General features: G+C 43.8%; 19 protein-coding genes and 1 riboswitch. Of the genes, 17 read left to right on the forward strand and 2 right to left on the reverse strand.

What is annotated here, in order from left to right; translation table 11 throughout:
- Positions 1-8: 8 nt before the first annotated feature.
- Complete coding sequence (locus GZ22_RS06035) at positions 9-1,196, reverse strand: nucleotidyltransferase (RefSeq protein WP_038559911.1); 1,188 nt, start codon at positions 1,194-1,196, stop codon at positions 9-11.
- A gap of 589 nt (positions 1,197-1,785) precedes the next feature.
- Between GZ22_RS06035 and GZ22_RS06040 the strand changes: the two genes are divergently transcribed.
- The 3 genes from GZ22_RS06040 to GZ22_RS06045 all read left to right on the forward strand — a co-directional run bounded on the left by GZ22_RS06040 (position 1,786) and on the right by GZ22_RS06045 (position 3,113).
- Complete coding sequence (locus GZ22_RS06040; RefSeq protein WP_038559913.1) at positions 1,786-2,301, forward strand: YceD family protein; 516 nt, start codon at positions 1,786-1,788, stop codon at positions 2,299-2,301.
- A gap of 31 nt (positions 2,302-2,332) precedes the next feature.
- Complete coding sequence (gene rpmF, locus GZ22_RS18195; protein ID WP_077309792.1) at positions 2,333-2,506, forward strand: 50S ribosomal protein L32; 174 nt, start codon at positions 2,333-2,335, stop codon at positions 2,504-2,506.
- Positions 2,507-2,636: 130 nt separating this feature from the next.
- Complete coding sequence (locus GZ22_RS06045) at positions 2,637-3,113, forward strand: hypothetical protein (protein ID WP_038559916.1); 477 nt, start codon at positions 2,637-2,639, stop codon at positions 3,111-3,113.
- 20 nt (positions 3,114-3,133) lie between these two features.
- Here GZ22_RS06045 and GZ22_RS06050 read toward each other — a convergent pair whose 3' ends face one another.
- Complete coding sequence (locus tag GZ22_RS06050) at positions 3,134-3,583, reverse strand: GNAT family N-acetyltransferase (protein WP_038559918.1); 450 nt, start codon at positions 3,581-3,583, stop codon at positions 3,134-3,136.
- 160 nt (positions 3,584-3,743) lie between these two features.
- Here GZ22_RS06050 and GZ22_RS06055 point away from each other — a divergent pair, with 160 nt between their 5' ends.
- The 14 genes from GZ22_RS06055 to ssuE all read left to right on the forward strand — a co-directional run bounded on the left by GZ22_RS06055 (position 3,744) and on the right by ssuE (position 20,298).
- On the forward strand, positions 3,744-4,625 hold the full coding sequence (locus tag GZ22_RS06055) for a 2-dehydropantoate 2-reductase (RefSeq protein WP_038559921.1): 882 nt from the start codon (positions 3,744-3,746) through the stop codon (positions 4,623-4,625).
- Positions 4,622-5,005, forward strand: a complete 384-nt coding sequence (locus GZ22_RS06060) for a DUF3397 family protein (protein ID WP_038559925.1) — start codon at positions 4,622-4,624, stop codon at positions 5,003-5,005. The genes GZ22_RS06055 and GZ22_RS06060 overlap by 4 nt, the downstream gene beginning before the upstream one ends.
- Positions 5,006-5,039: 34 nt before the next feature.
- A complete protein-coding gene (bshC, locus tag GZ22_RS06065) occupies positions 5,040-6,665 on the forward strand; it encodes a bacillithiol biosynthesis cysteine-adding enzyme BshC (protein WP_038559928.1) in 1,626 nt (541 codons plus the stop codon).
- 166 nt (positions 6,666-6,831) lie between these two features.
- Complete coding sequence (gene mraZ / locus GZ22_RS06070) at positions 6,832-7,263, forward strand: division/cell wall cluster transcriptional repressor MraZ (protein ID WP_038559932.1); 432 nt, start codon at positions 6,832-6,834, stop codon at positions 7,261-7,263.
- Between the two features lie 24 nt (positions 7,264-7,287).
- Complete coding sequence (gene rsmH, locus GZ22_RS06075; RefSeq protein ID WP_038559935.1) at positions 7,288-8,247, forward strand: 16S rRNA (cytosine(1402)-N(4))-methyltransferase RsmH; 960 nt, start codon at positions 7,288-7,290, stop codon at positions 8,245-8,247.
- Between the two features lie 18 nt (positions 8,248-8,265).
- Entirely contained in the window at positions 8,266-8,646 is a 381-nt protein-coding gene (gene ftsL / locus GZ22_RS06080; RefSeq protein ID WP_038559938.1) for a cell division protein FtsL, read from the forward strand.
- A 16-nt stretch (positions 8,647-8,662) separates the two neighbouring features.
- Entirely contained in the window at positions 8,663-10,798 is a 2,136-nt protein-coding gene (locus GZ22_RS06085) for a penicillin-binding transpeptidase domain-containing protein (RefSeq protein WP_038559941.1), read from the forward strand.
- 83 nt (positions 10,799-10,881) lie between these two features.
- Complete coding sequence (locus tag GZ22_RS06090; protein WP_038559945.1) at positions 10,882-12,816, forward strand: stage V sporulation protein D; 1,935 nt, start codon at positions 10,882-10,884, stop codon at positions 12,814-12,816.
- Positions 12,817-12,937: 121 nt separating this feature from the next.
- Entirely contained in the window at positions 12,938-14,413 is a 1,476-nt protein-coding gene (locus GZ22_RS06095; protein WP_038559949.1) for a UDP-N-acetylmuramoyl-L-alanyl-D-glutamate--2,6-diaminopimelate ligase, read from the forward strand.
- A 2-nt stretch (positions 14,414-14,415) separates the two neighbouring features.
- Positions 14,416-15,768: a UDP-N-acetylmuramoyl-tripeptide--D-alanyl-D-alanine ligase gene (locus GZ22_RS06100; protein ID WP_038559952.1), complete on the forward strand. Its 1,353-nt coding sequence runs from the start codon at positions 14,416-14,418 to the stop codon at positions 15,766-15,768.
- A gap of 78 nt (positions 15,769-15,846) precedes the next feature.
- Positions 15,847-16,827: a phospho-N-acetylmuramoyl-pentapeptide-transferase gene (mraY, locus tag GZ22_RS06105; protein WP_038559955.1), complete on the forward strand. Its 981-nt coding sequence runs from the start codon at positions 15,847-15,849 to the stop codon at positions 16,825-16,827.
- Positions 16,824-18,179, forward strand: a complete 1,356-nt coding sequence (gene murD, locus GZ22_RS06110; protein WP_425427799.1) for a UDP-N-acetylmuramoyl-L-alanine--D-glutamate ligase — start codon at positions 16,824-16,826, stop codon at positions 18,177-18,179. Before mraY ends, murD begins: the two co-directional genes overlap by 4 nt.
- Before the next feature lie 71 nt (positions 18,180-18,250).
- Complete coding sequence (gene spoVE, locus GZ22_RS06115) at positions 18,251-19,354, forward strand: stage V sporulation protein E (protein ID WP_038559961.1); 1,104 nt, start codon at positions 18,251-18,253, stop codon at positions 19,352-19,354.
- A 196-nt stretch (positions 19,355-19,550) separates the two neighbouring features.
- Positions 19,551-19,657, forward strand: a riboswitch (SAM riboswitch).
- A 167-nt stretch (positions 19,658-19,824) separates the two neighbouring features.
- Positions 19,825-20,298, forward strand: coding sequence for an NADPH-dependent FMN reductase (gene ssuE / locus GZ22_RS06120; RefSeq protein WP_245609718.1), 474 nt, complete (start codon positions 19,825-19,827; stop codon positions 20,296-20,298).
- The last annotated feature ends 458 nt before the right edge of the window (positions 20,299-20,756 follow it).

Below are 20,756 nucleotides of genomic sequence, written 5' to 3' on the forward strand. Positions count from 1 at the left end.
TCCTTTTACTATGCGAATATAGGCGGAGATATCTCTTGTCTGCGTGAAGCAGCAGCTATTTTAGGAGGTAAAATACTGTAATATGCATCTGCAGCTTGCAATTCTAAATCAGCAACTGGATGCATGCCGTCCTTCAATTGAGTATAAAGCGGAACCCCAAGCAGCTTTTTTCTTGAAGAGAGAAATGCCTGTCCAGTTTTAGTCATGCCGAGAATACGGATATACGGGTATGCTGCTTCATCAAGATGTTCGTTGATTATGTGCTTTTGTGTATTAGATAATATGTGAACACAAACGCGCTGGAGCCGTGTCCATGTATAGCGCTTCGTTTTAAGTAAAGATAAAAACTGCTGAAAATCCAATGACTGGTGAATATATTTCTTAAAGCGGTATTCCAATCCTTCATCCATTCCGTGGATTTGACGTAAGGTTTCAGCAGGTCTAGTTAAGATAAGATAGCGTAACAGTGGGAAATAGGCTTCCCAGCTGTGAAGTTCTTTAGTTTCCAATAATTCAAACGTCTTTATTGGCACTGCTGCTTTCACTTCTTGTGTCTTCTCATCCTGCCAAGCAGAGCGAATTGACGTGGCACTTGCAATCGGGCCGGTAATCGACTGTTCATGATAATCTGCTTGTATACGGCGGATTGTATCGACCTGCATTGGTGTGTTAAGCGCATTTGCGGCCTGAAGATATGCAAATCCTAATATATTATTAGGGCTGCTAAGATCGAGTGTAGAGCTGATTCCGGCTAATTCATACGCTGTACGATTCGCTTCCGGGTAGGATAGGCCTTTATCTAGCTCCTGTTTCAGAATACTCTCAAATACTGCCTGATTTTTAATCCGTTCCTTTTGTGCTTGATGGAAAGGTTCGATACTTCCGTTTTCAGAACCAAAAACAAGGTGGTCTACTTTCAGTGCATCAAGGATAGAAACAGCTCCCTTTGCAAACAAATCAGCGTGCTGTACTGCATAAAGGAAGGGCAATTCGACAACCAGATCAACACCGGCAGAAAGTGCCGCTCTTGTACGACTGAACTTATCCAAAATGGCCGGTTCACCTCGCTGTGTGAAATTTCCGCTCATTACAGCAATCGTACAATCGCTGCCGGTTAATTTTTGTGCCTGCTGTATATGATAAACATGACCGTTATGTAAAGGGTTGTATTCAACGATGAGACCATTTGCTTTCATAATGAAGACTCCTTTCTGTATTTTAGGTCTGTCACGGGCTTACTCGTTAGCACCAGTTTAAACGGTTTCTTCCGCTTTTCGTGTGTTGTCTAGCTCCAGAAACCAGAAACTGCGCTGTAAGCAATTGATCCCTGCGTGGGAAGAACACCCACTCCGGGCTCCCTTACTTACCGCTTCGTTTCTAAACGGTTTCTTCCGCTTTTCTTTGTTGTGATCCAGCTCTGAAAACCAGAAACTGCGCTGTAAGCAATAAATCCCTGCGTGGGGAGAACACCCACTCCGGGCTTTCTTACTTACCACTCCGTTTCTAAACGGTTTTCTCTGCTTTTCTTTGTTGTCTAGCTTCGAAAACCAGAAACTGCGGTATAGGCGATAAATCCCTGCGAATGGGAAGTTCACCCACTCTCCGGGCTTTCTCACCTATCCCTTCGTTTCTAAACGGTTTTCTCCGCTTTTCGAACGTGTTATAATAGAAATAATGTTCTTTACTAAGAATATAGGCTAATTATTGCCATGGTGTAAAGAAAATATATTGACAAAGCTTCTGTTTTTTTTTACAATTACTTTTGTTGCCATGAGGTGAATTAACGTGAAAATTCCGGTTCAAAAGCTTAAAGCTAAAGGTCTTGAACCTTTCGAATTTACAGAGCAAGTGGATGTGTCAGACATCCAGGGCAAAAATGATATTCGTCGGATTGATCCGGTGAAGGTCAGCGGTCAGGCGACTTCGTATGGAAACGATATAACTGTCAAGTTCGCAATAGATGGTAAGATGATTCTTCCGTGTGCGCGTACACTGGTAGATGTACCGTATGAATTCCATATTGAAACGACTGAACTGTTTACTTTGTCTCCATATGCAAGCGCGGATGACGAGTCAGAGATTCATCCTATTGAGGGAGAACTGCTTGACTTGAAACCGTATATAGAGGAAAATATCCTATTGGATGTTCCTTTCCGTGTTTTCTCCGACGATCCGCAGGCATTGGATAATGCCGCGAAAGAAGGAGAAGGCTGGCAGCTTGCCAGTGAGAAAGCACAGCAGGACAAGATCGACCCGAGGCTCGAGAAACTGCAAGCTCTCTTGAAAAAGGACGACGAATAAGCATTGTAACGATTGAAGGAGGTGTAGGACCGTGGCAGTACCTAAAAGAAGAACTTCTAAAAAAGTAAAAAACCAACGCCGTACACACAAAAAATTGCATGTACCTGGAATGGTAGAATGCTCTAACTGTGGAGAACTTGCAAAACCACACCACGTTTGCAGATCTTGCGGACATTACGATGGAAAAGCAGTGGTTGAAGCGTAAGAAAGAAAGACGACATCTGTCGGCAATATTGCCGATAGATGTTTTTTTTATATTCTATCGTCCGTTTTCTAGTCTAGCATTTTTCCCTCTCGCATACATTGATAGCAGAATAGAAGAGGGGGGAAGCGTTTTGAAGAGTACGAGACAAGATGCATGGTCGGATAAAGAGGATGTAATGCTTGCAAATACTGTACTGGATTTTATTCAGGAAGGGAAGACGCAGCTGGATGCCTTCCGGGATGTCGCGGTAAAGCTTAACCGTACAGCAGCGGCTTGTGGGTTCCGTTGGAATGCGTCGCTCCGGCAATATTATCAAACGGATATCGAAATTGCGAAACAACAGCGGAAACAGCAGGTTCCAGTGTCAGATAAAGAAACTGCTCCGGTGAAGGAAGATAAAGAGTCCATCAGTTTAGAAGCAGCAATTGATCTGCTTGAGAAAGTAAAACTTAATTTTCAAGTGCCGAGAAAAGAACCGCAGGAAGAACTTCGGACACTTAAAGAAGAAAATGCAAAGCTGAAGGATCAAATTAAACGGTACCAGGACGCGTGCATAGAAATGGAGAAACTATGCCGTTGGGTAATTGAGGAAGCTGAGACCAAATAAAAAAAGCCCAAATGGGCTTTTTATTTTGTTGGCTGCCAGGTCATAACGGACAAGCCATCTTCTTTTTTGCTGCTGTCCTTGAAATTAAGTCTGTTCCAGAAAGCTTCCGAATTTACCCTTGCTTTTGTGCGAACTGGTTTGGCGAAGGACTGCACAAATTCAACAAGAGATGAACCAAGTTTATTTCCTTGGTATGATGGCAGCACTTCCAATTTGGAGATTTCCACATATCCCTTTGGCGGATAAAACGTATTGTCACGTTGTTCGTTCACGAAGGTAAGCGCCATTCTCGCTGCAAGCTCTTTATCCATGTAGATTCCGTAGAAAAGCGTATCGTCGTCGCTTTCAATGAGACTGAGTTGGAACTCATCCAACATAGAAAGCTCTGCGTTCCCCTGTGCAGCAAAGCGTTCGAAATCCTCAGCAGTTTTATAATTCACCGGCAATTTTTCCACTTTAGCAAATGTCATACAGATTCCCCTCTCCGTATTAAAAAATTTCACTGTGTGCCTTATGTTTTCAATATATATGAAAACGTTTACAAATTCAAGCGTTATATTTCTTATATCCATACTGTCAGTTCTTTTGCTAAAATAAACAATTAGGTATAGAACGAATGGGGGAACGGACATGAAAATCAATGTGATCGGCGGAGGAGCGATCGGGTTACTTGCAGCCGCCAAACTCGGCAGGTTTCATGATGTGCGGCTTTTGACAAGAACGCGAGAACAGTCCGATGAGATTACAGTGAAAGGTCTTCATCTCGGGGATGAAGTGATAACGGTGGAGGCGTTGCCTGCTGCTGATTGGCAGGATTTGGGGCAACCGGATGTATGGATTGTCTGTGTGAAGCAATATGATTTGCAGGCAATTTGGGAAAAGTTGAAGCTGCATGCTAATGCTGCTGTAGTTTTCCTTCAAAACGGTATGAATCATACGGACTTTTTGCAGGAAGAAGATTTTAATTATCCAATCATCGTCGGGTCTGTCGAACATGGAGCTTTAAGGATAAATTCTCATACCGTAGAGCATACGGGAGAAGCAGCAATTCGCCTGGCGGATCTGAGTGACCATTACGCTAAAGTACTTGTGAATCAGCTGAATAAACCAGATTTCCCAATCTTATTTGAGCAGAATTGGCATATGATGTTAGGCACAAAACTGATTGCCAATGCTGTTATCAATCCGTTGACTGCAATTTATCGGGTGAAGAATGGTGAACTGCTGGAACATCCTGCCTTTGAAAGAATAGCAAAGGTATTATGCAAAGAAGCAGCAGATGCGCTAGGTTTAGAGGGAGTGCAGCAATGGGCAAATGTTCGCCGAATCATAAATGCTACGAAAGCTAATCTGTCCTCCATGCACAGAGATATACAAGCTGGAAGACAGACAGAGATCGAATCTATATCTGGATACGTCAGGGATCATGCAAAACAAGCCGTTCCTTATACGGATTTTGTGTACTATAGTATACTTGGACTTACGAAACAGCAGGAGAGGACTTATCTATGACCCACTTATTCGCTTACCTTTTAGCGGCAGCAATCACTGTACCGCCGCTTGCTACTTGGATTTATTATTTGATAGCCAGACGGATCATCCATAAAAGACGGAATGCTTTTCTCCATAGCGTGCAAACTACTGCCGTATTCTATATCTTTTCTGTTATGATTATGTTGCAAATCATTTTACAGCATACAGTGATCGGTTATATGATAGGATTCCTTGCGGTATTGTTCATTCTGGTGGTGCTTATGCATTATAAGTATCGCGGTGAGATCGTCTTTAAGCATGTGTGGCGCATCTTCCTGCGCATCTGCTTCCTCTTGTTCGGTCCGCTTTACCTCCTGCTGCTTGTCGCAGGTGTTATCGTTACATTTATTAGACAGTAATACATATCAGACGTTATATAAAGGAGTACTTAATATGGTAATACAACCAATGAGACTGGAAAGTCCGAACAAATTGGTGACCGATTATCGGGCAGAGCTTCCTTCTATTATGGGGAAATTCGATTTTTCTCCATTTCGCCAAGAAAGCTATGCGACTAGACTGGAGGAGCTTGAAGCTCGTAAATTCCCGAGAGAGGCGCTAGTTGAACTTCTTCACAAATGTAATAGAGATTGGGGAGCAGATCAAGCTACGATCCATAATATCGATAAATTAGGTGATTCTAAAACAGTGGCTGTTGTCGGTGGTCAGCAGGCAGGCCTTTTCACAGGTCCTTTATTGACATTGCATAAGATTACCTCCATCATTTCCCTTGCTTCCGAGCAAAGTAAAAAACTGGGCACAACTGTCATACCAGTTTTCTGGATAGCAGGCGAGGATCATGATGTCGACGAGATTAATCATATCTTCCTTCCAAATCGCAACAAGTTGAAGAAATACAAGTGGAAACAGCATTTGGCTGAAAAGATAGCAGCTTCTGATGTCGTGCTAGACAACGGATTGATGCACGATTTCTTACAGGAAGTAATAGCTGCCCTGCCAGAGACAGCTTACACAAAGGATATTCACTCCACGGTCAGTAATATAATGGACCAATCGGAGACCTTCGTCGATTTCTTCGCGAAATTTATACATTTTCTATATAAAAATACAGGTTTGGTTCTTTTGGATTCCGGTGATCCGGAACTGCGGCAAATAGAGCGCCCATTTTTCCGAGAGTTGATCAGCAAGCAACAGGAGATAAGCCAAGGCGTTTATGGAGCGTCTCAGGAACTTCAGCAGATGGGCTACGCCGATGTGTTAGGTGCAGAAACAGAAGATGCTAACCTGTTCTGTTATATTGATGGTGAAAGAACACTGCTTATACGCGACAGCGAAGGCAAGTGGCGAGGTAAAGCTAATGAGGCAGTCTTTACGGAAGAAGAGTTATTGCTGATAGCGGAAACGGCACCGGAAAGACTCAGCAACAATGTTGTCACGCGCCCGCTTATGCAGGATTATCTCATGCCGGTGCTTGCTTTTATTGCCGGGCCTGGAGAAATCGCTTATTGGGCGAATCTGAAACCAGGCTTCCAGGCGGTTGGTTTTAACATGCCGCCTGTCATGCCGCGCTTGTCCTTCACAATGCTGGACAGCAAGACAGAGAAGTTGCTCGGTCGTTACCGTCTTAGTCCTGAAAAAGCTATTGCTACCGGCGTTGAAACAGAAAAGATTCATTATCTTGCTGCTCAGCAGCAACCTCCAATTGCTGTTGTTTCCGAACAAGTGAAGCGGGCCATGGCTGATTTGCACGCCCCATTGCGGCATAGTGCCGCATCTATAGCAGATGATCTCGGAAGCTTAGCAGAAAAGAATCTTCGTCATTTAGAGGAGGATATTGATTTTCTGGTCAAGCGAATGGAAGCTAGAATAAAAGAACAGCATGGTGTGGCATTATCCCACTTTGACCATATCCAATGTACGCTTCACCCAGAAAATGGGCTGCAGGAGCGGACGTGGAGTATATTTTCAATATGGAATACGCATGGAGTGGAGATTTGGCACGAATTAGCGCAGAAAAGCTATGATTTCACGACTCCCCACCATATCGTAACGTTATAATGAAACAGAAAGCGTGTCTGGTCGACGACCATGCACGTTTTTTTGTGCACAAAACTCCGAAAAAGCGCTAGGTAAGGGAGAAAATGCTATTAAAAAGTGTGAATATTGAGGTGGTGAAATGTGGGGCGATGTGGTACTATGAAAATGGAAAGTGGGGGCGGAGTCTATGTTCATGGGGGAATTTCAGCATACGGTCGATACAAAAGGACGTATTATCGTACCTGCCAAGTTCCGAGAAGACTTGGGGGAACGTTTTGTACTGACCCGTGGATTGGACCAATGTCTGTTTGGATACCCTATGGAGGAATGGAGACTCCTAGAAGAAAAACTAAAAAAGCTGCCATTGACCAAGAAGGATGCCCGTGCATTCACTCGCTTCTTCTTTTCAGGAGCAGTCGAATGTGAGCTTGATAAGCAAGGGAGAATCAATATCCCTGCACCGCTCCGGAAATATGCGAAGCTGGAAAAAGACGTTGCCATTATTGGTGTGTCTGGCCGGATCGAATTCTGGGCGGAGAGCGAATGGAATTCCTATTTTGATGAATCTGAGGAATCTTTTGCTGAAATCGCTGAAAATATGCTTGACTTCGATATTTGATGGCAGTCGAAAGGATGTAAGAGCTTGTTTGAACATTATAGTGTGCTGAACAGAGAGACGATTGAAGGACTCGCTGTGAAGCCAGAAGGTACATATGTGGATTGCACCCTAGGTGGAGGCGGTCACTCCGAAGTGATTTTGAAGCAGTTATCTGATAAAGGTAAACTGTATGCGTTTGATCAGGACAAGCAAGCGATCGAGGCCACAGCGGCAAGACTCGCGGAGTATGGCGATCGAATCGAATACATCCAGGCAAATTTCCGAGATCTGAAAAGCGAATTAGAGGAAAGAGGCGTCACGGAAGTCGATGGAGTTGTATTCGACCTTGGTGTATCCTCACCGCAGCTCGATCAGGCAGAACGAGGATTCAGCTATCAGCACGATGCGCCGCTTGATATGCGCATGAACCAGCACCAGGCGCTTTCTGCCTACGAGGTGGTTAATACGTGGTCTTACGAGCAGCTTGTACGGATTTTCTTCCAATATGGAGAAGAGAATTTTTCCAAGCAAGTTGCAAGAAAAATAGAGAAAAGACGAGAAATGAAACCGATTGAAACAACATTTGAACTTGTGGAAGTGATCAAGGAAGCTATTCCTGCACCAGCAAGAAGAAAAGGCGGCCATCCGGCCAAACGAATTTTTCAGGCAATCCGGATTGCGGTGAATGATGAATTACAAGCTTTCCGGGACGCGCTGCAGCAAACAGCAGAGATAGTTGCAGTCGGAGGCAGAGTTTCAGTTATTACCTTCCACTCGCTGGAAGACAGAATGTGTAAGCAGGCATTCAAATCATGGAGCACACCGCTGCCTGTCCCGCGCAATATCCCAATTTTGCCGGAGGATAGTAAGGCACCGTTTGCTCTTATTACGAGAAAGCCAATATTGGCAAGTGAAGAGGAACTGGAAGACAATAGAAGATCCCGTTCCGCAAAACTCCGCGTAGCAGAGAAAATAAAACCGTGGAGTCCTAAATTCGAATTCTAATACAGGGGAGGAATAAGCTTGAGCGCAGAACGTGCAAGAAGCTGGCAGCAGAGCAGTCCGGCACAAAGACCGCAGCAGCAGCCTAAACGACAGGTAAAAGTAAAAGTTAATAAGAAAACATGGATTACGCCGGGAGAAAAGGTTTTATATGCCGTTTTCAGCTTAGTTATCTTGGCTGCAGCAGCTTATTTCGTCACCTTCGCAGCTTCCACTTATAACGTCAACCGTGACTTGGAAGCACTGGATTCCGAAATCAGCCACCAACAGGTTGCGAATAAAGATCTGACTTATGAAGTGAAAGAATTAAGCAAACCAGAGCGCATCATCGATATTGCGCGTGATGCAGGTTTGAAGGTACAAAGCGCTAAAGTAAAAGAAGCAAACAAAGTCTCTGAATAAGAAAGGTACTGTCAATATGAAAAAGAACAAGACGACACAAAGAATGGCGATGTTTCTGTTATCTGCCTTTGCCTTGCTCTTTCTTGTCTTAGCTGGACGTTTCTTGTTCATCCAGGCATCCGGTGAAGTCGCCGGGGTCAATTTAAAAGAATTCGCGGAAAGTAAGCGGACCGACTCGTACACGCTCGAAGCGACGAGAGGGAAGATACTGGATCGCAATGGAATGGAGTTGGCGTATGATCAGCCAACTTATTCTATTTATGCGATTGTTAGTGAAAAGTACTCCGCGGATAAGGACCATCCGATCCATGTGACGGAAGTGGATAAGACAGCGGAAGAAATAGCGGATATCATTGACGCTGATCCAGCCGACTTAAAGGAACGTTTGCAAAAAGGTATCGATAAAGGTCTATGGCAAGTGGAGTTCGGCTCAGCAGGAAGCGGATTATCCCAAGATCAGAAGAAAAAGATCGAAGCACTTGAGTTGCCTGGTATCCAGTTCACAGAAGAGGCCAAGCGTTTTTATCCAAATGGTACTTTCGCTTCTCAAGTGATCGGGCTAGCGCAGCGACAAGATGGTGTAATTTCGGGTCTGACAGGTATTGAACAGCAGTTGAACGATCAGCTTGCCGGCGAAAACGGGAATATATCCTACGAACGTGACGGTTACGGATTTAAGCTATTGAATCCAAATGAAGAAGTATCTGCAGCGCACGATGGTGACAATGTCTATCTAACGATTGATCAGAAGATCCAGACGCTATTGGAAGATACGCTCACACAAGTAGATGAGAAGTATAATCCGAAAAAAGTCAGTGCGATTGTCATGAACCCGAAAACTGGAGAGATTGTTGCTATGAGTAACCGGCCAAGCTACGATCCAAATGATCCGGAAAATGTAGAAAACTGGTATAATGATGCCATTTCCAATCCAATGGAACCGGGATCGACTATGAAGATGTTCACAGTCGCGTCTGCTATTGAAGAAGGAAAATGGAATCCAGATGAAATGTATAAGTCAGGTTCGTTTAAGGTTGATAAGGATACTGATATACATGATTATAACCAGAGCTGGGGAACAATAAGCTATTTGGAAGGGATCCAGCGCTCTTCTAACGTAGCCGTTGCCAATCTTGTTGCAAATAAAATGGGCGAGGATACTTTCCTCGACTACTTAAAAGCATTCCATTTCGATCGTAAAACAGGTGTTGATTTACCAGGTGAAATAGCAGGTACAATTTTGTATAACTATCAAGCAGAGAAAATCAGTACATCTTTTGGGCAAGGAACAACAGCAACTCCAATTCAGATGGTTACCGCCGCAAGTGCTATTGCCAATGACGGTAAAATGGTGACACCGCATATCATTGATAAAATTGTTGATCCTGATACGAAAAAGACAGTTGAACAGAAAAAGACCGAAGTACAAGCTGAGCCAATTTCGAAAGAAACAGCTGATGAGACTTTGAAGATTCTTGAATCAGTCGTAACATCTAAGCATGGTACAGGTAAACCGTATAAATTGGATGATTATAGTGTAGCAGGGAAGACAGGTACAGCCCAGATTCCAAATTCGGAAACCGGCAAGTATATGACGGGGAAAGAGAACTATCTATTCTCCTTCCTCGGCATGGCACCTGCTGACGATCCAGAATTAATCATGTATGTTTCTGTGCAGCAGCCTGAATTGAGTGCGACAGAGACAGGCAGCGAACCTGTTTCCTTCATCTTCAAAAATGTAATGGAAAACGCGCTGCATTACATGGATATCAGTCCGGACCAGGCCGACGATAAAAATGAAGTCTCTGAAAAACGAGTACCTGATATTGAAGGTATGTCTGTTAACGCAACAAAGAAAGCCCTAGAAGATACTGGCATGGACGTAGTGGTTGTCGGTGAGGGTAATAAAGTTGCTACAACGAGTGTTGAAAGCGGCCAAACCATTCTTGAGGGTGAACGCGCCATCATTGTCACGGATGAACCAACGATGCCTAATATTAAAGGCTGGTCCATGCGTGAAGTGCTTGAGTTGGGAGAACTGCTCGAGCTGGATGTTGAAACAATCAACAGTGGCTATGCTAAAACACAAAGTATCAAAAAAGGAACGAAACTGAATAAGAACGACTATCTTGCTGTCGAATTCTCGACATAAGAAAACAGGACAGTGGTCTATCCGCTTGCCAAGCGTCATAACATGGATACAAGCCTACCTTTGTATACGAGGGAGAGATTTGTTTGAAGAGAGTATCCAATGTTACGATGCGCAAGCGGTTGGTCACTGTTTTTGTTTTGGCTTTTATCGTGTTCCTAGTTATCGGAATCCGATTAGCATACGTCCAGTTTGTCTTAGGTAAGGACTTGGTGGACAAGGCTGAGGATTCCTGGAGCAGAAATATCACGTTTGAACCCGAAAGAGGGAAAATACTCGACCGTAATGGGGATGTGCTGGCAGAGAACGTGTCTGCACCAACTGTCATGGTCGTACCACGTCAGATCAAAGATCCTGATAATACAGCAGAGAAGCTAGCGGAAATTCTTGGGATGGAAAAGGACAAGGCATTACAGCATGTTACGAAGAAAGCATCCATTGAGAGGATTCATCCTGAAGGAAGAAAAATTTCCGAGGAGCAGGCAGAAGCAATTCAGGCGCTGAACATGGAAGGTGTCTATATTGCCAAAGATTCGAAACGGCATTATCCAAATGGGGATTATCTGTCTCATGTACTAGGCTTCAGTGGTATAGACAACCAGGGATTAATGGGTCTGGAGGCATACTATGATGAAGAACTGAGTGGAGAATCAGGCAGTCTGTCGTTTTTCTCTGATGCAAAAGGACATCGTTTGGAAGATATGGCTGATGTCTATTCGCCACCGACGGATGGTCTGGACCTTCAGCTGACGATCGATTCTGATATTCAGACAATTATTGAGCGGGAACTGGATAATGCAGAAGCAAAATACAATCCGGACGGTGCGATAGCATTGGCAGTAGATCCAGATTCAGGTGAAATTCTGGGAATGTCCTCAAGACCGTCATTTGAACCGGAAAATTATAACGAAGCCGATCCTGATACGTATAACCGGAATCTGCCGATTTGGAGTTCCTATGAGCCAGGTAGTACTTTCAAGATCATTACACTTGCGGCCGCATTGGAAGAGAAGGTAGTGGACCTTGAGAATGATCATTTTCATGATAGCGGTGCAATAAAAGTGGACGGTGCCACATTGCATTGCTGGAAACGCGGCGGACATGGTGATCAAACATATTTAGAAGTTGTACAGAATTCTTGTAACCCGGGATTTGTGTCACTAGGACAGAAACTCGGAACGGATCGCCTATTCTCATATATTAAAGATTTTGGATTCGGTGAGAAAACTGGTATCGACTTGCAAGGGGAAGGAAAAGGTATTCTTTTCGATCCCACAAAGATCGGACAGGTGGAGACAGCTACCACCGCTTTCGGACAAGGTGTTTCCGTGACACCGATTCAGCAAGTAATGGGTGTATCAGCTGCCATCAACGGAGGATACTTGTATCAGCCTCATATCGCAAAGTCGTGGAAGGATCCAGTTACCGGTGACGCGGAGACAGCCACCGAGACAGTCATGAAACGACGGGTAGTGTCAGAGGATACATCAAAACAAGTACGTTATGCATTAGAAAACGTTGTAGCAAAAGGTACAGGTCGAGGGGCCTTTCGAGAAGGATTTCGAATTGGCGGTAAAACGGGAACAGCCCAAAAAGTAGGGGCTAACGGAACGTATATGGACAATAACTATATTCTTTCCTTTGTGGGATTTGCACCTGCAAATGACCCGGAAATCGTTGTATATGTTGCAATTGATAATCCGAAAAATACGATTCAGTTTGGTGGTAAAGTTGTGGCACCGATCGTAGGTACTATTCTTGAGGACAGTCTTCGTTCGATGGGAGTAGAACCGCAGAAGGACGGTTTAGAGAAATCATACAGCTGGCCGGAAGAGCCGCCGGCAGAAGCACCTGATTTCGTCGGTATGAAAAAGAGAGAACTGACGGAATATTATACTACTCTGAATCTGGAATTGAGCGGAAAAGGTGAGTATATTATCGATCAAGAACCAAAAGTTGGAACAAAGATGAAGGCAGGATCGACTATCCGGCTGTATTTATCTGAAAACCCGCCTGAATAAATCGGATGAACCATTCCTGCGGACATAAATTCTGGTATAATGGGGAAAGGTTTTTACGCCTCAATCAATCAAAATAATATTACTTTGCATTTTGTAAGGATAAATGAAGGACGTGGCAACTTTGAAACTAGCAGTACTTTTATCCGCACTGCCTTTCTATGAACAGCAGGCGGATCATGAACAAATCAACATTACCGGATTAACTATCGATTCCCGGGAAATTAAATCTGGCAATCTATTCATATGCATAGACGGAGCCGTCGTCGACGGACATACGTTTGCCAGACAGGCCGAGGAGCAAGGAGCGGCAGCTATTTTAGCAGAACGTCCGCTAGATGTATCCATTCCAGTCATTCTAGTAAAAGACACACTTCGCGCTTTAGCTCCATTAGCAAATGCTTTTTATGCTCACCCATCAAAAGAGATGCGGGTTATCGGTATCACTGGTACCAATGGCAAGACGAGCATGACATATTTGCTGGAAAGTATATTCCGTGCTAACGAGGAAGCTACTGGCGTTATTGGTACGATTCAGATGAAAATCAAGGACGAGACGTTTCCGGTGAAAAATACGACACCGGATGCGTTGTTCCTGCAAAAAGGGTTCCGGAAAATGGTCGATGAAGGAGTCGATACGGCTGTCATTGAAGTATCTTCTCACGCTTTGGACATGGGAAGAGCGCATGGCACCGATTTTGATATTGCTGTATTCACGAATCTCTCACAGGATCATCTTGATTATCATGAAAGCTTTGAGGATTATTTCCATGCAAAAAGTCTTTTATTCTCTCAGTTAGGTAATACCTTTGACCCAGAGCATTCGAAATACGCTGTGATCAATTCAGATGATCGCTATGCAGAGGCATTGACTAAATCAACTGCACAGCCAATTTGCACATATGGGATTGATAAGGAAGCTGACATTATGGCCAAGGATATTCAGCTGGCATCTAATGGTACGACTTTCTTACTTCAAACGCCAAAGGGTGAAGCAAAAATCACGAGTAAGCTAATGGGTAAATTTAATGTTTACAATATGCTTGCTGCCGTAGGTGCGGCTCTATGCAGCGGTATTCCGTTTGAGACCATCTGCAGTACATTGCAAGAGACGACTGGCGTAGCGGGTCGGTTTGAGCCTGTTATGGCTGGACAGTCATTTGGTGTGATTGTCGACTATGCACATACACCAGATTCGTTGGAGAATGTCCTTACTACGATAAAATCATTCGTGAAGGGCAATATAATAACTGTAGTAGGCTGCGGCGGTGACCGTGATAAAACAAAACGTCCGCTTATGGCAGGAAAAGCTGTCCAATATTCGGATACTTCTATCTTCACTGCAGATAATCCGCGTTCTGAGGATCCGCAAGATATTCTTGATGATATGGTCCGAGGATTAGAATCAGATCAGTATGTAATTGTCCCAGACCGAGCGGAAGCAATTCAGCGTGCCATCGAGCTTGCCGGAGATGATGATATCGTGTTAATAGCGGGTAAAGGGCATGAGACATATCAAATCGTTGGAAATCAAGTTCTTGATTTCGATGATCGTCTTGTTGCAGCAGAAGCCATCAAAAGAGCGGGATTAGGAGAATGACCATGTTATTTTCAAGTGATTTCCTATATGGTGTATTCCCAGATGCAACGAAGCAGCAGGAATTTACCATTGCAGAAGTGAATACCGATAGCAGAAAAGAAGCGCCAGATAGCTTATTTGTCCCAATAAGGGGAGAACGCTTCGATGCACATGGTTTTATTGAACAGGCAGTATCACAGGGGGCAGTTGCATCCTTATGGGACAGATCATTACCGATTCCGGAAGTTGCTTCTAGTATCGTGCTGTTCTTGGTTGATGATACGCTTGAAGCATTACAAAAACTAGCTAAAGCGCATCGAGAAGCTATTGATCCGATTGTAGTTGGCATCACCGGTTCGAACGGTAAAACGACTACAAAAGATATAGTTACTAGCGTTTTAAAAGAGAAATATGAAGTGCTGGCGACCAAAGGCAACCTTAACAATCATATCGGTTTGCCGCTCACTGTCTTATCTATGCAGTCTTCCTGTGAAGTGCTTGTTTTAGAAATGGGTATGAGCAACTTTGGTGAAATCGAGCTATTGTCGCATATTGCGCAGCCGGATTATGCAATCATTACAAATATCGGGGAATCGCATATCGAATTCCTTGGATCAAGAGAAGGCATTGCTAAGGCAAAAAGTGAGATTACAGCCGGCTTAGCTGAAGATGGTGTGTTGATTATTGATGGAGATGAGCCACTGCTTGCGTTCCATCACGATAATGAGACAACGATCACGTGCGGCTTTGAAGAACATAATAAACAGCAGCTCAAGATTGAGCAGACACTTGATGCAGCAACTGCATTTACAGTGAACGGTGAAAATTACACATTTTCTTTGCTTGGTGCGCATAATGTACGGAATGCAGGCTATGCAATCGTTCTTGGAAAAGAGTTGGGTGTCAGTCAGCAGCTAATCCAGCATGCTTTGCATACTCCGTCAATGACTGGAATGCGTATGGAACAGCTTACCGGGAAGAATGGAAGTAAAATCATTAATGATGCATATAACGCTTCTCCAACATCGATGAAAGCAGCCATTGGAACAGTACAGGGACTGCCTTTTGCTAAACGTATTCTCGTGCTTGGTGATATCTATGAAATAGGGGCAGAATCCAAACGCTATCACCGGGACATTGCAGAAGCTATCACCACAGATACTACGCATGTATTTACGGTGGGTGAGGATGCAGATGAAATTACTGATGCATTGAAAGATACACCAATTACAGCCATTCACTTCCGCGATAAGGATTCCTTAGCTGTGGCAGTGCTGCCATTGCTTGAGCAGGATACAATCGTTCTGTTGAAAGCATCTCGCGGCATGAAGCTGGAATCGATACTTGACACAATCGCTGTTATGGAAGAGAATTAATAGCTGGTAATCAGAAACATGGCGCCACTGGCGCCAGTAATACACTGGACGGGTGCTTTTTAAAGGAGGAAAACATCAATGAACGTGGCACTATTACTTGTGACAATTGCAGTAGCATTCATCGTCACCGTCCTTATTTCTCCAATAATCATACCATTTCTACGCAGGTTGAAATTCGGTCAGAGTATTCGTGAGGAAGGACCAAAATCCCATATGAAAAAGTCGGGTACACCGACAATGGGCGGCGTGATGATCATGATCAGCATTGTCGTATCTACATGGATAATGCATGCAATAGGCAATATCCATATTAGCTTGGAAACGTGGCTGCTATTATTCGTATTAATCGGATACGGTTTGCTAGGATTCCTGGATGACTACATCAAAGTAGCAATGAAACGTAACCTTGGATTAACCTCCAAGCAAAAAATGATCGGCCAAATCATAATTGCGATCGTTTTTTATGCACTGCTTCGATACAATGATTTCGGTACGTACATACAGATTCCGGGAACATCGATTCAGTGGGACCTCGGATGGGGCTATTTCTTCTTGATTCTTGTTATGCTTGTCGGGGCATCCAATGCTGTCAATTTGACAGATGGACTGGACGGCCTCTTGGCAGGAACAGCTGCGATTGCATTCGGAGCTTTCGCTGTAGTAGCGTACTATGACGTACAGCAAACACAAATTACTGTGTTCTCATTAGCGGTAGTCGGAGCTTTGCTAGGGTTCCTTGTATTCAACGCGCACCCTGCGAAGGTATTTATGGGAGACACAGGATCACTAGGACTTGGCGGCGCAATTGCAGCGGTAGCCATCCTAACTAAAATGGAGATTCTGCTGATTGTCATCGGTGGTGTTTTCGTTATCGAGACACTTTCAGTAATGATTCAGGTTATTTCTTTCAAAACAACTGGAAAACGGGTATTCAAGATGAGCCCGCTTCACCATCACTATGAACTGTCCGGTTGGTCTGAATGGCGTGTTGTAACGACATTCTGGGCTGTAGGACTGTTATTCGCTGTCATCGGTGTATACATGAAGGTGGGATTATGATGAGTGATTTTGAAACCAAATTCCCATATCAAAACGTGCTTGTACTAGGTTTGGCTAAAAGTGGATTCGCTGCTGCCAGCACATTGCTTGCCCATGGACGCAATGTCCGGGTAAGTGATTTGAATGCATCGAATCAGGAAGAATTGGTCCAAATTCTAGAGCAAAAAGGTGCTCAAGTGAAGCTTGGCGTGCAAGAAGTAGAACTTCTGGAAGGTATTGATGTTTTGATCAAGAACCCAGGAATTCGTTATGAGAATGTTATCGTACAAACTGCAATGGAAAGAAATATTCCAGTTCTGACGGAAGTGGAACTTGCTGGTTTGCTTCATAAGGGCACTTTGATCGGTATTACTGGATCAAATGGTAAGACTACGACGACAACGCTTGCTTATGAGATGTTAAAAGAAAGTCAGGTAAGTACGTACGTAGCGGGGAACATCGGTACAGCCGCATCCGAAGTTGCCGACAGGACAACAGAAGATGACCGGCTTGTTTTGGAGCTTTCATCTTTCCAGCTCCAAGGTATTGATCAGTTCCGTCCGAATATAAGCGTTATGCTGAACATTTTTGAAGCGCATTTGGATTATCACCATTCTCTTGAAAACTATGAACAAGCGAAAGCGAATATTTTCCGTAAACAAGATGCAGGTGACTATCTTGTTTATAATGCGGAAGATGAGAGACTTCGTGACATAGTTAAAGCAGCAAAAGCAACACTTGTTCCTTTTTCTGGGTCAAGAAAGCTGGAAGATGGTGCATGGTATGATGATACACATGTGTATTTCAAAGATGAACCGATTGCAGCAATGAAAGACATCTTGCTTGTCGGAGGCCACCAGCTGGAGAATATACTGGCTGCCTTAGCTGCTGCTAAGCTGGCCGGAGCAACTAATGAAGGTATTCAGCAAGTATTGAAGACTTTTTCAGGCGTTGAGCATCGGTTACAGTACATCAAGCACATCAATGGCCGTGCATTCTATAATGATTCAAAAGCTACTAATATCTTGGCAACTTCCAAAGCATTATCCTCGTTCGATCAGCCGATTATCCTGCTTGCAGGCGGTTTAGATCGCGGTAATACGTTTGAGACACTTGTTCCGTTCATGGAACATGTGAAAGCATTGATCGTCTTCGGTGAAACAGCTGAAAAATTGCGAGAGACTGCTTATATGGCTGGGATCGAGCTTATCGAACATGCGAAGGATGTCAAAGAGGCAGCTGAAATTGCATATCGCATCTCTGAGAGCGGCGATGTGATTATGCTATCTCCAGCATGTGCAAGCTGGGATCAGTACCGAACATTTGAAGAAAGAGGAGACATGTTTATCGAAGCGGTACATACATTAGAGTAGGGGCTTGTCCTGCTCAGCCGCTTCGCTGCATGCGGACCCCCAATTCCAATCCAAGGAAATGGGGTTTTTCTTTGCGTAAATCTAATCTTCCGAAGACGGACTGGCTATTGCTCTTTTCTATCGGTGGCCTGCTGACAATCGGTATCATCATGGTGTATAGTGCTTCTGCTGTATGGGCGGAATATAAATTTGACGATAGCTTCTTTTTTGCCAAACGGCAGCTATTGTTCGCCGGTGTTGGTTTAGGAGCTATGCTGGTCATTTCCAGATTGCATTATGAGATTTGGCGAAAATATGCGAAGGTTTTACTTTTGATTTGCTTTGTTTTGCTCATTGCCGTATTGATTCCCGGCGTCGGATTGGTCCGCGGTGGTGCGAGAAGCTGGATTGGGGTAGGGGCTTTCAGTATCCAGCCTTCTGAATTTACTAAGCTAGGCTTGATCATCTATTTAGCTGTATATCTTTCGGCCAAGCAGAAATATATAACTTCCTTGAAGCAAGGATTTCTGCCTTCGCTCCTGCTCGTTTTTACAGCTTTCGGTATGATCATGCTCCAGCCGGATCTTGGAACTGGTGTGGTACTTGTACTTACTTGTATGGTGATGATTTTAGTGAGCGGAGCCAGAATCTCACACTTCGTTGGTCTGGGCATTTTAGGACTAGGTGCTTTCGCAGCGCTTATCTTGTCTGCGCCATATCGTATTCAGCGTATTACAGCCTTTCTGGATCCGTGGGAAGACCCTTTAGGGGAAGGATTTCAGATCATACAATCATTATATGCGATCGGTCCTGGCGGATTAATGGGACTGGGCTTAGGCAACAGTCTGCAAAAATTCTTCTACTTGCCAGAGCCACAGACGGATTTCATCTTTGCCATTCTAGCAGAGGAGCTCGGGTTTATCGGCGGCGCAGGTGTTATGCTTCTCTTCCTGCTGTTTCTGTGGCGAGGCATCCAAGTTGCACTACGGGCGCCTGATGGCTTCAGCAGTCTGCTGGCATTAGGTATCACCGGTATGATCGCTATCCAATGCATGATTAATATCAGTGTTGTTATAGGGTTGATTCCAGTTACCGGTATTACGTTGCCGTTTTTAAGCTACGGTGGGTCTTCTCTTACACTTACGCTTAGCTCTGTCGGTATCCTATTGAATGTCAGCAGGTATAGTAAGCTTTGAAAACTTTTGTGGGAGTCGCATTTTTAGATAGGCACCTAAGACGGTATGTAATGAGGCCGTGTTAATATCGTACAGAAGACTATTCTCACATTAGTAGCATGCTAAACACGAAAAAAACATCATATTTAAAATTTTTAGATAATTGTTATTGACTTTTTTATGTAAGGCACGTAATATTGTAGACAATTTCATACAGTTCTTATCAAGAGAAGCCGAGGGACTGGCCCGACGAAGCTTCAGCAACCTCTGACTATGTCAGAAAGGTGCTAAATCCAGCAAGATTAAATTCTTGGAAGATAAGGGTGCGGGCGATTATACCAAGCTCTCTTTTCTTCGGAAAAGAGAGCTTTTTTCGTTTAATCACTTTATTACATAAAAAAGGAGAATGACAAATTGACAGACATAATTATTCTTTCAGGAAGTCCATCCAAAATTCTAGGTCGCAGCTGGCAGCTAACTTTGCCGGAAAACTGGCTGCGGATCAAGGCTTAACCGTTAAGGAAATTAGTGTTACCGATTTTGCGCCTGAGGATTTGATTTTTGCAAGGTTCGACAGTCCTGCAATTGTGGAAGCAGGTAAAGCTGTCAGCAGTGCCAAAGGATTAATCGTTGCTTCTCCTGTATACAAAGCAGCTTATACCGGCGTATTAAAAGCATTACTTGATTTATTGCCTCAGAACGCGTTTAAGAATACACCGGTACTTCCAATCATGACTGGCGGAAGCCCTGCGCATTTGCTAGCGATAGATTATGCGTTAAAACCCCTGATTGCAAATCTAAAGGGAGAGTCTTTGCAGGGAGTGTATTTGTGCGACCATCATATAAATAAGGAGAACCCCGATCAGCCAGTTGCAGACGAAGAAACTGGTGTAAGAATTAAAACGCAAACGAATCAGTTTGTTGAGGCAATACGCCGAAATCATGCTGTCAGCAGTGTAAAGTAAAGGTGGCTAATAAGTAATACAAGTGGTTAAGATATAAATTTGGTTAATTGGGTTTCGTGGGTTGCTAAAGCGGGTAATATAATCAAGCTTTCCAAGAGTCCTGCCTGTGAAATACTTTTAAAACAGATTTATCAGGTATCTGGAACGATTTGAGGGAAGAAACCTCTTGATAGGAGGTTTCTTTTTTCTGTACTATAATTCTCCAGGTTAAGCCCTTGTTAACACATGTACATAACGAGTAACACACTCTGCCTCATCCCATTCTGAGTCCGATCTGTACGTATTTGGATTTGGCAGAGAGAAGATCTGGATATTTTTACCGATATAAAAAACAGGGGTTGACCGACAAAACAAAGCACATTAGTACGAATGTAATGGTAGAATGGGAGAGAAGAATAGCAGAGACAGAATGAAAGAAAAAGAAGTTTTCATTTCTTGACCCATTGAAGAAGGAAATT

The sequence above is a fragment of the Terribacillus saccharophilus genome (assembly GCF_000725365.1).
GTDB lineage: Bacteria > Bacillota > Bacilli > Bacillales > Amphibacillaceae > Terribacillus > Terribacillus saccharophilus.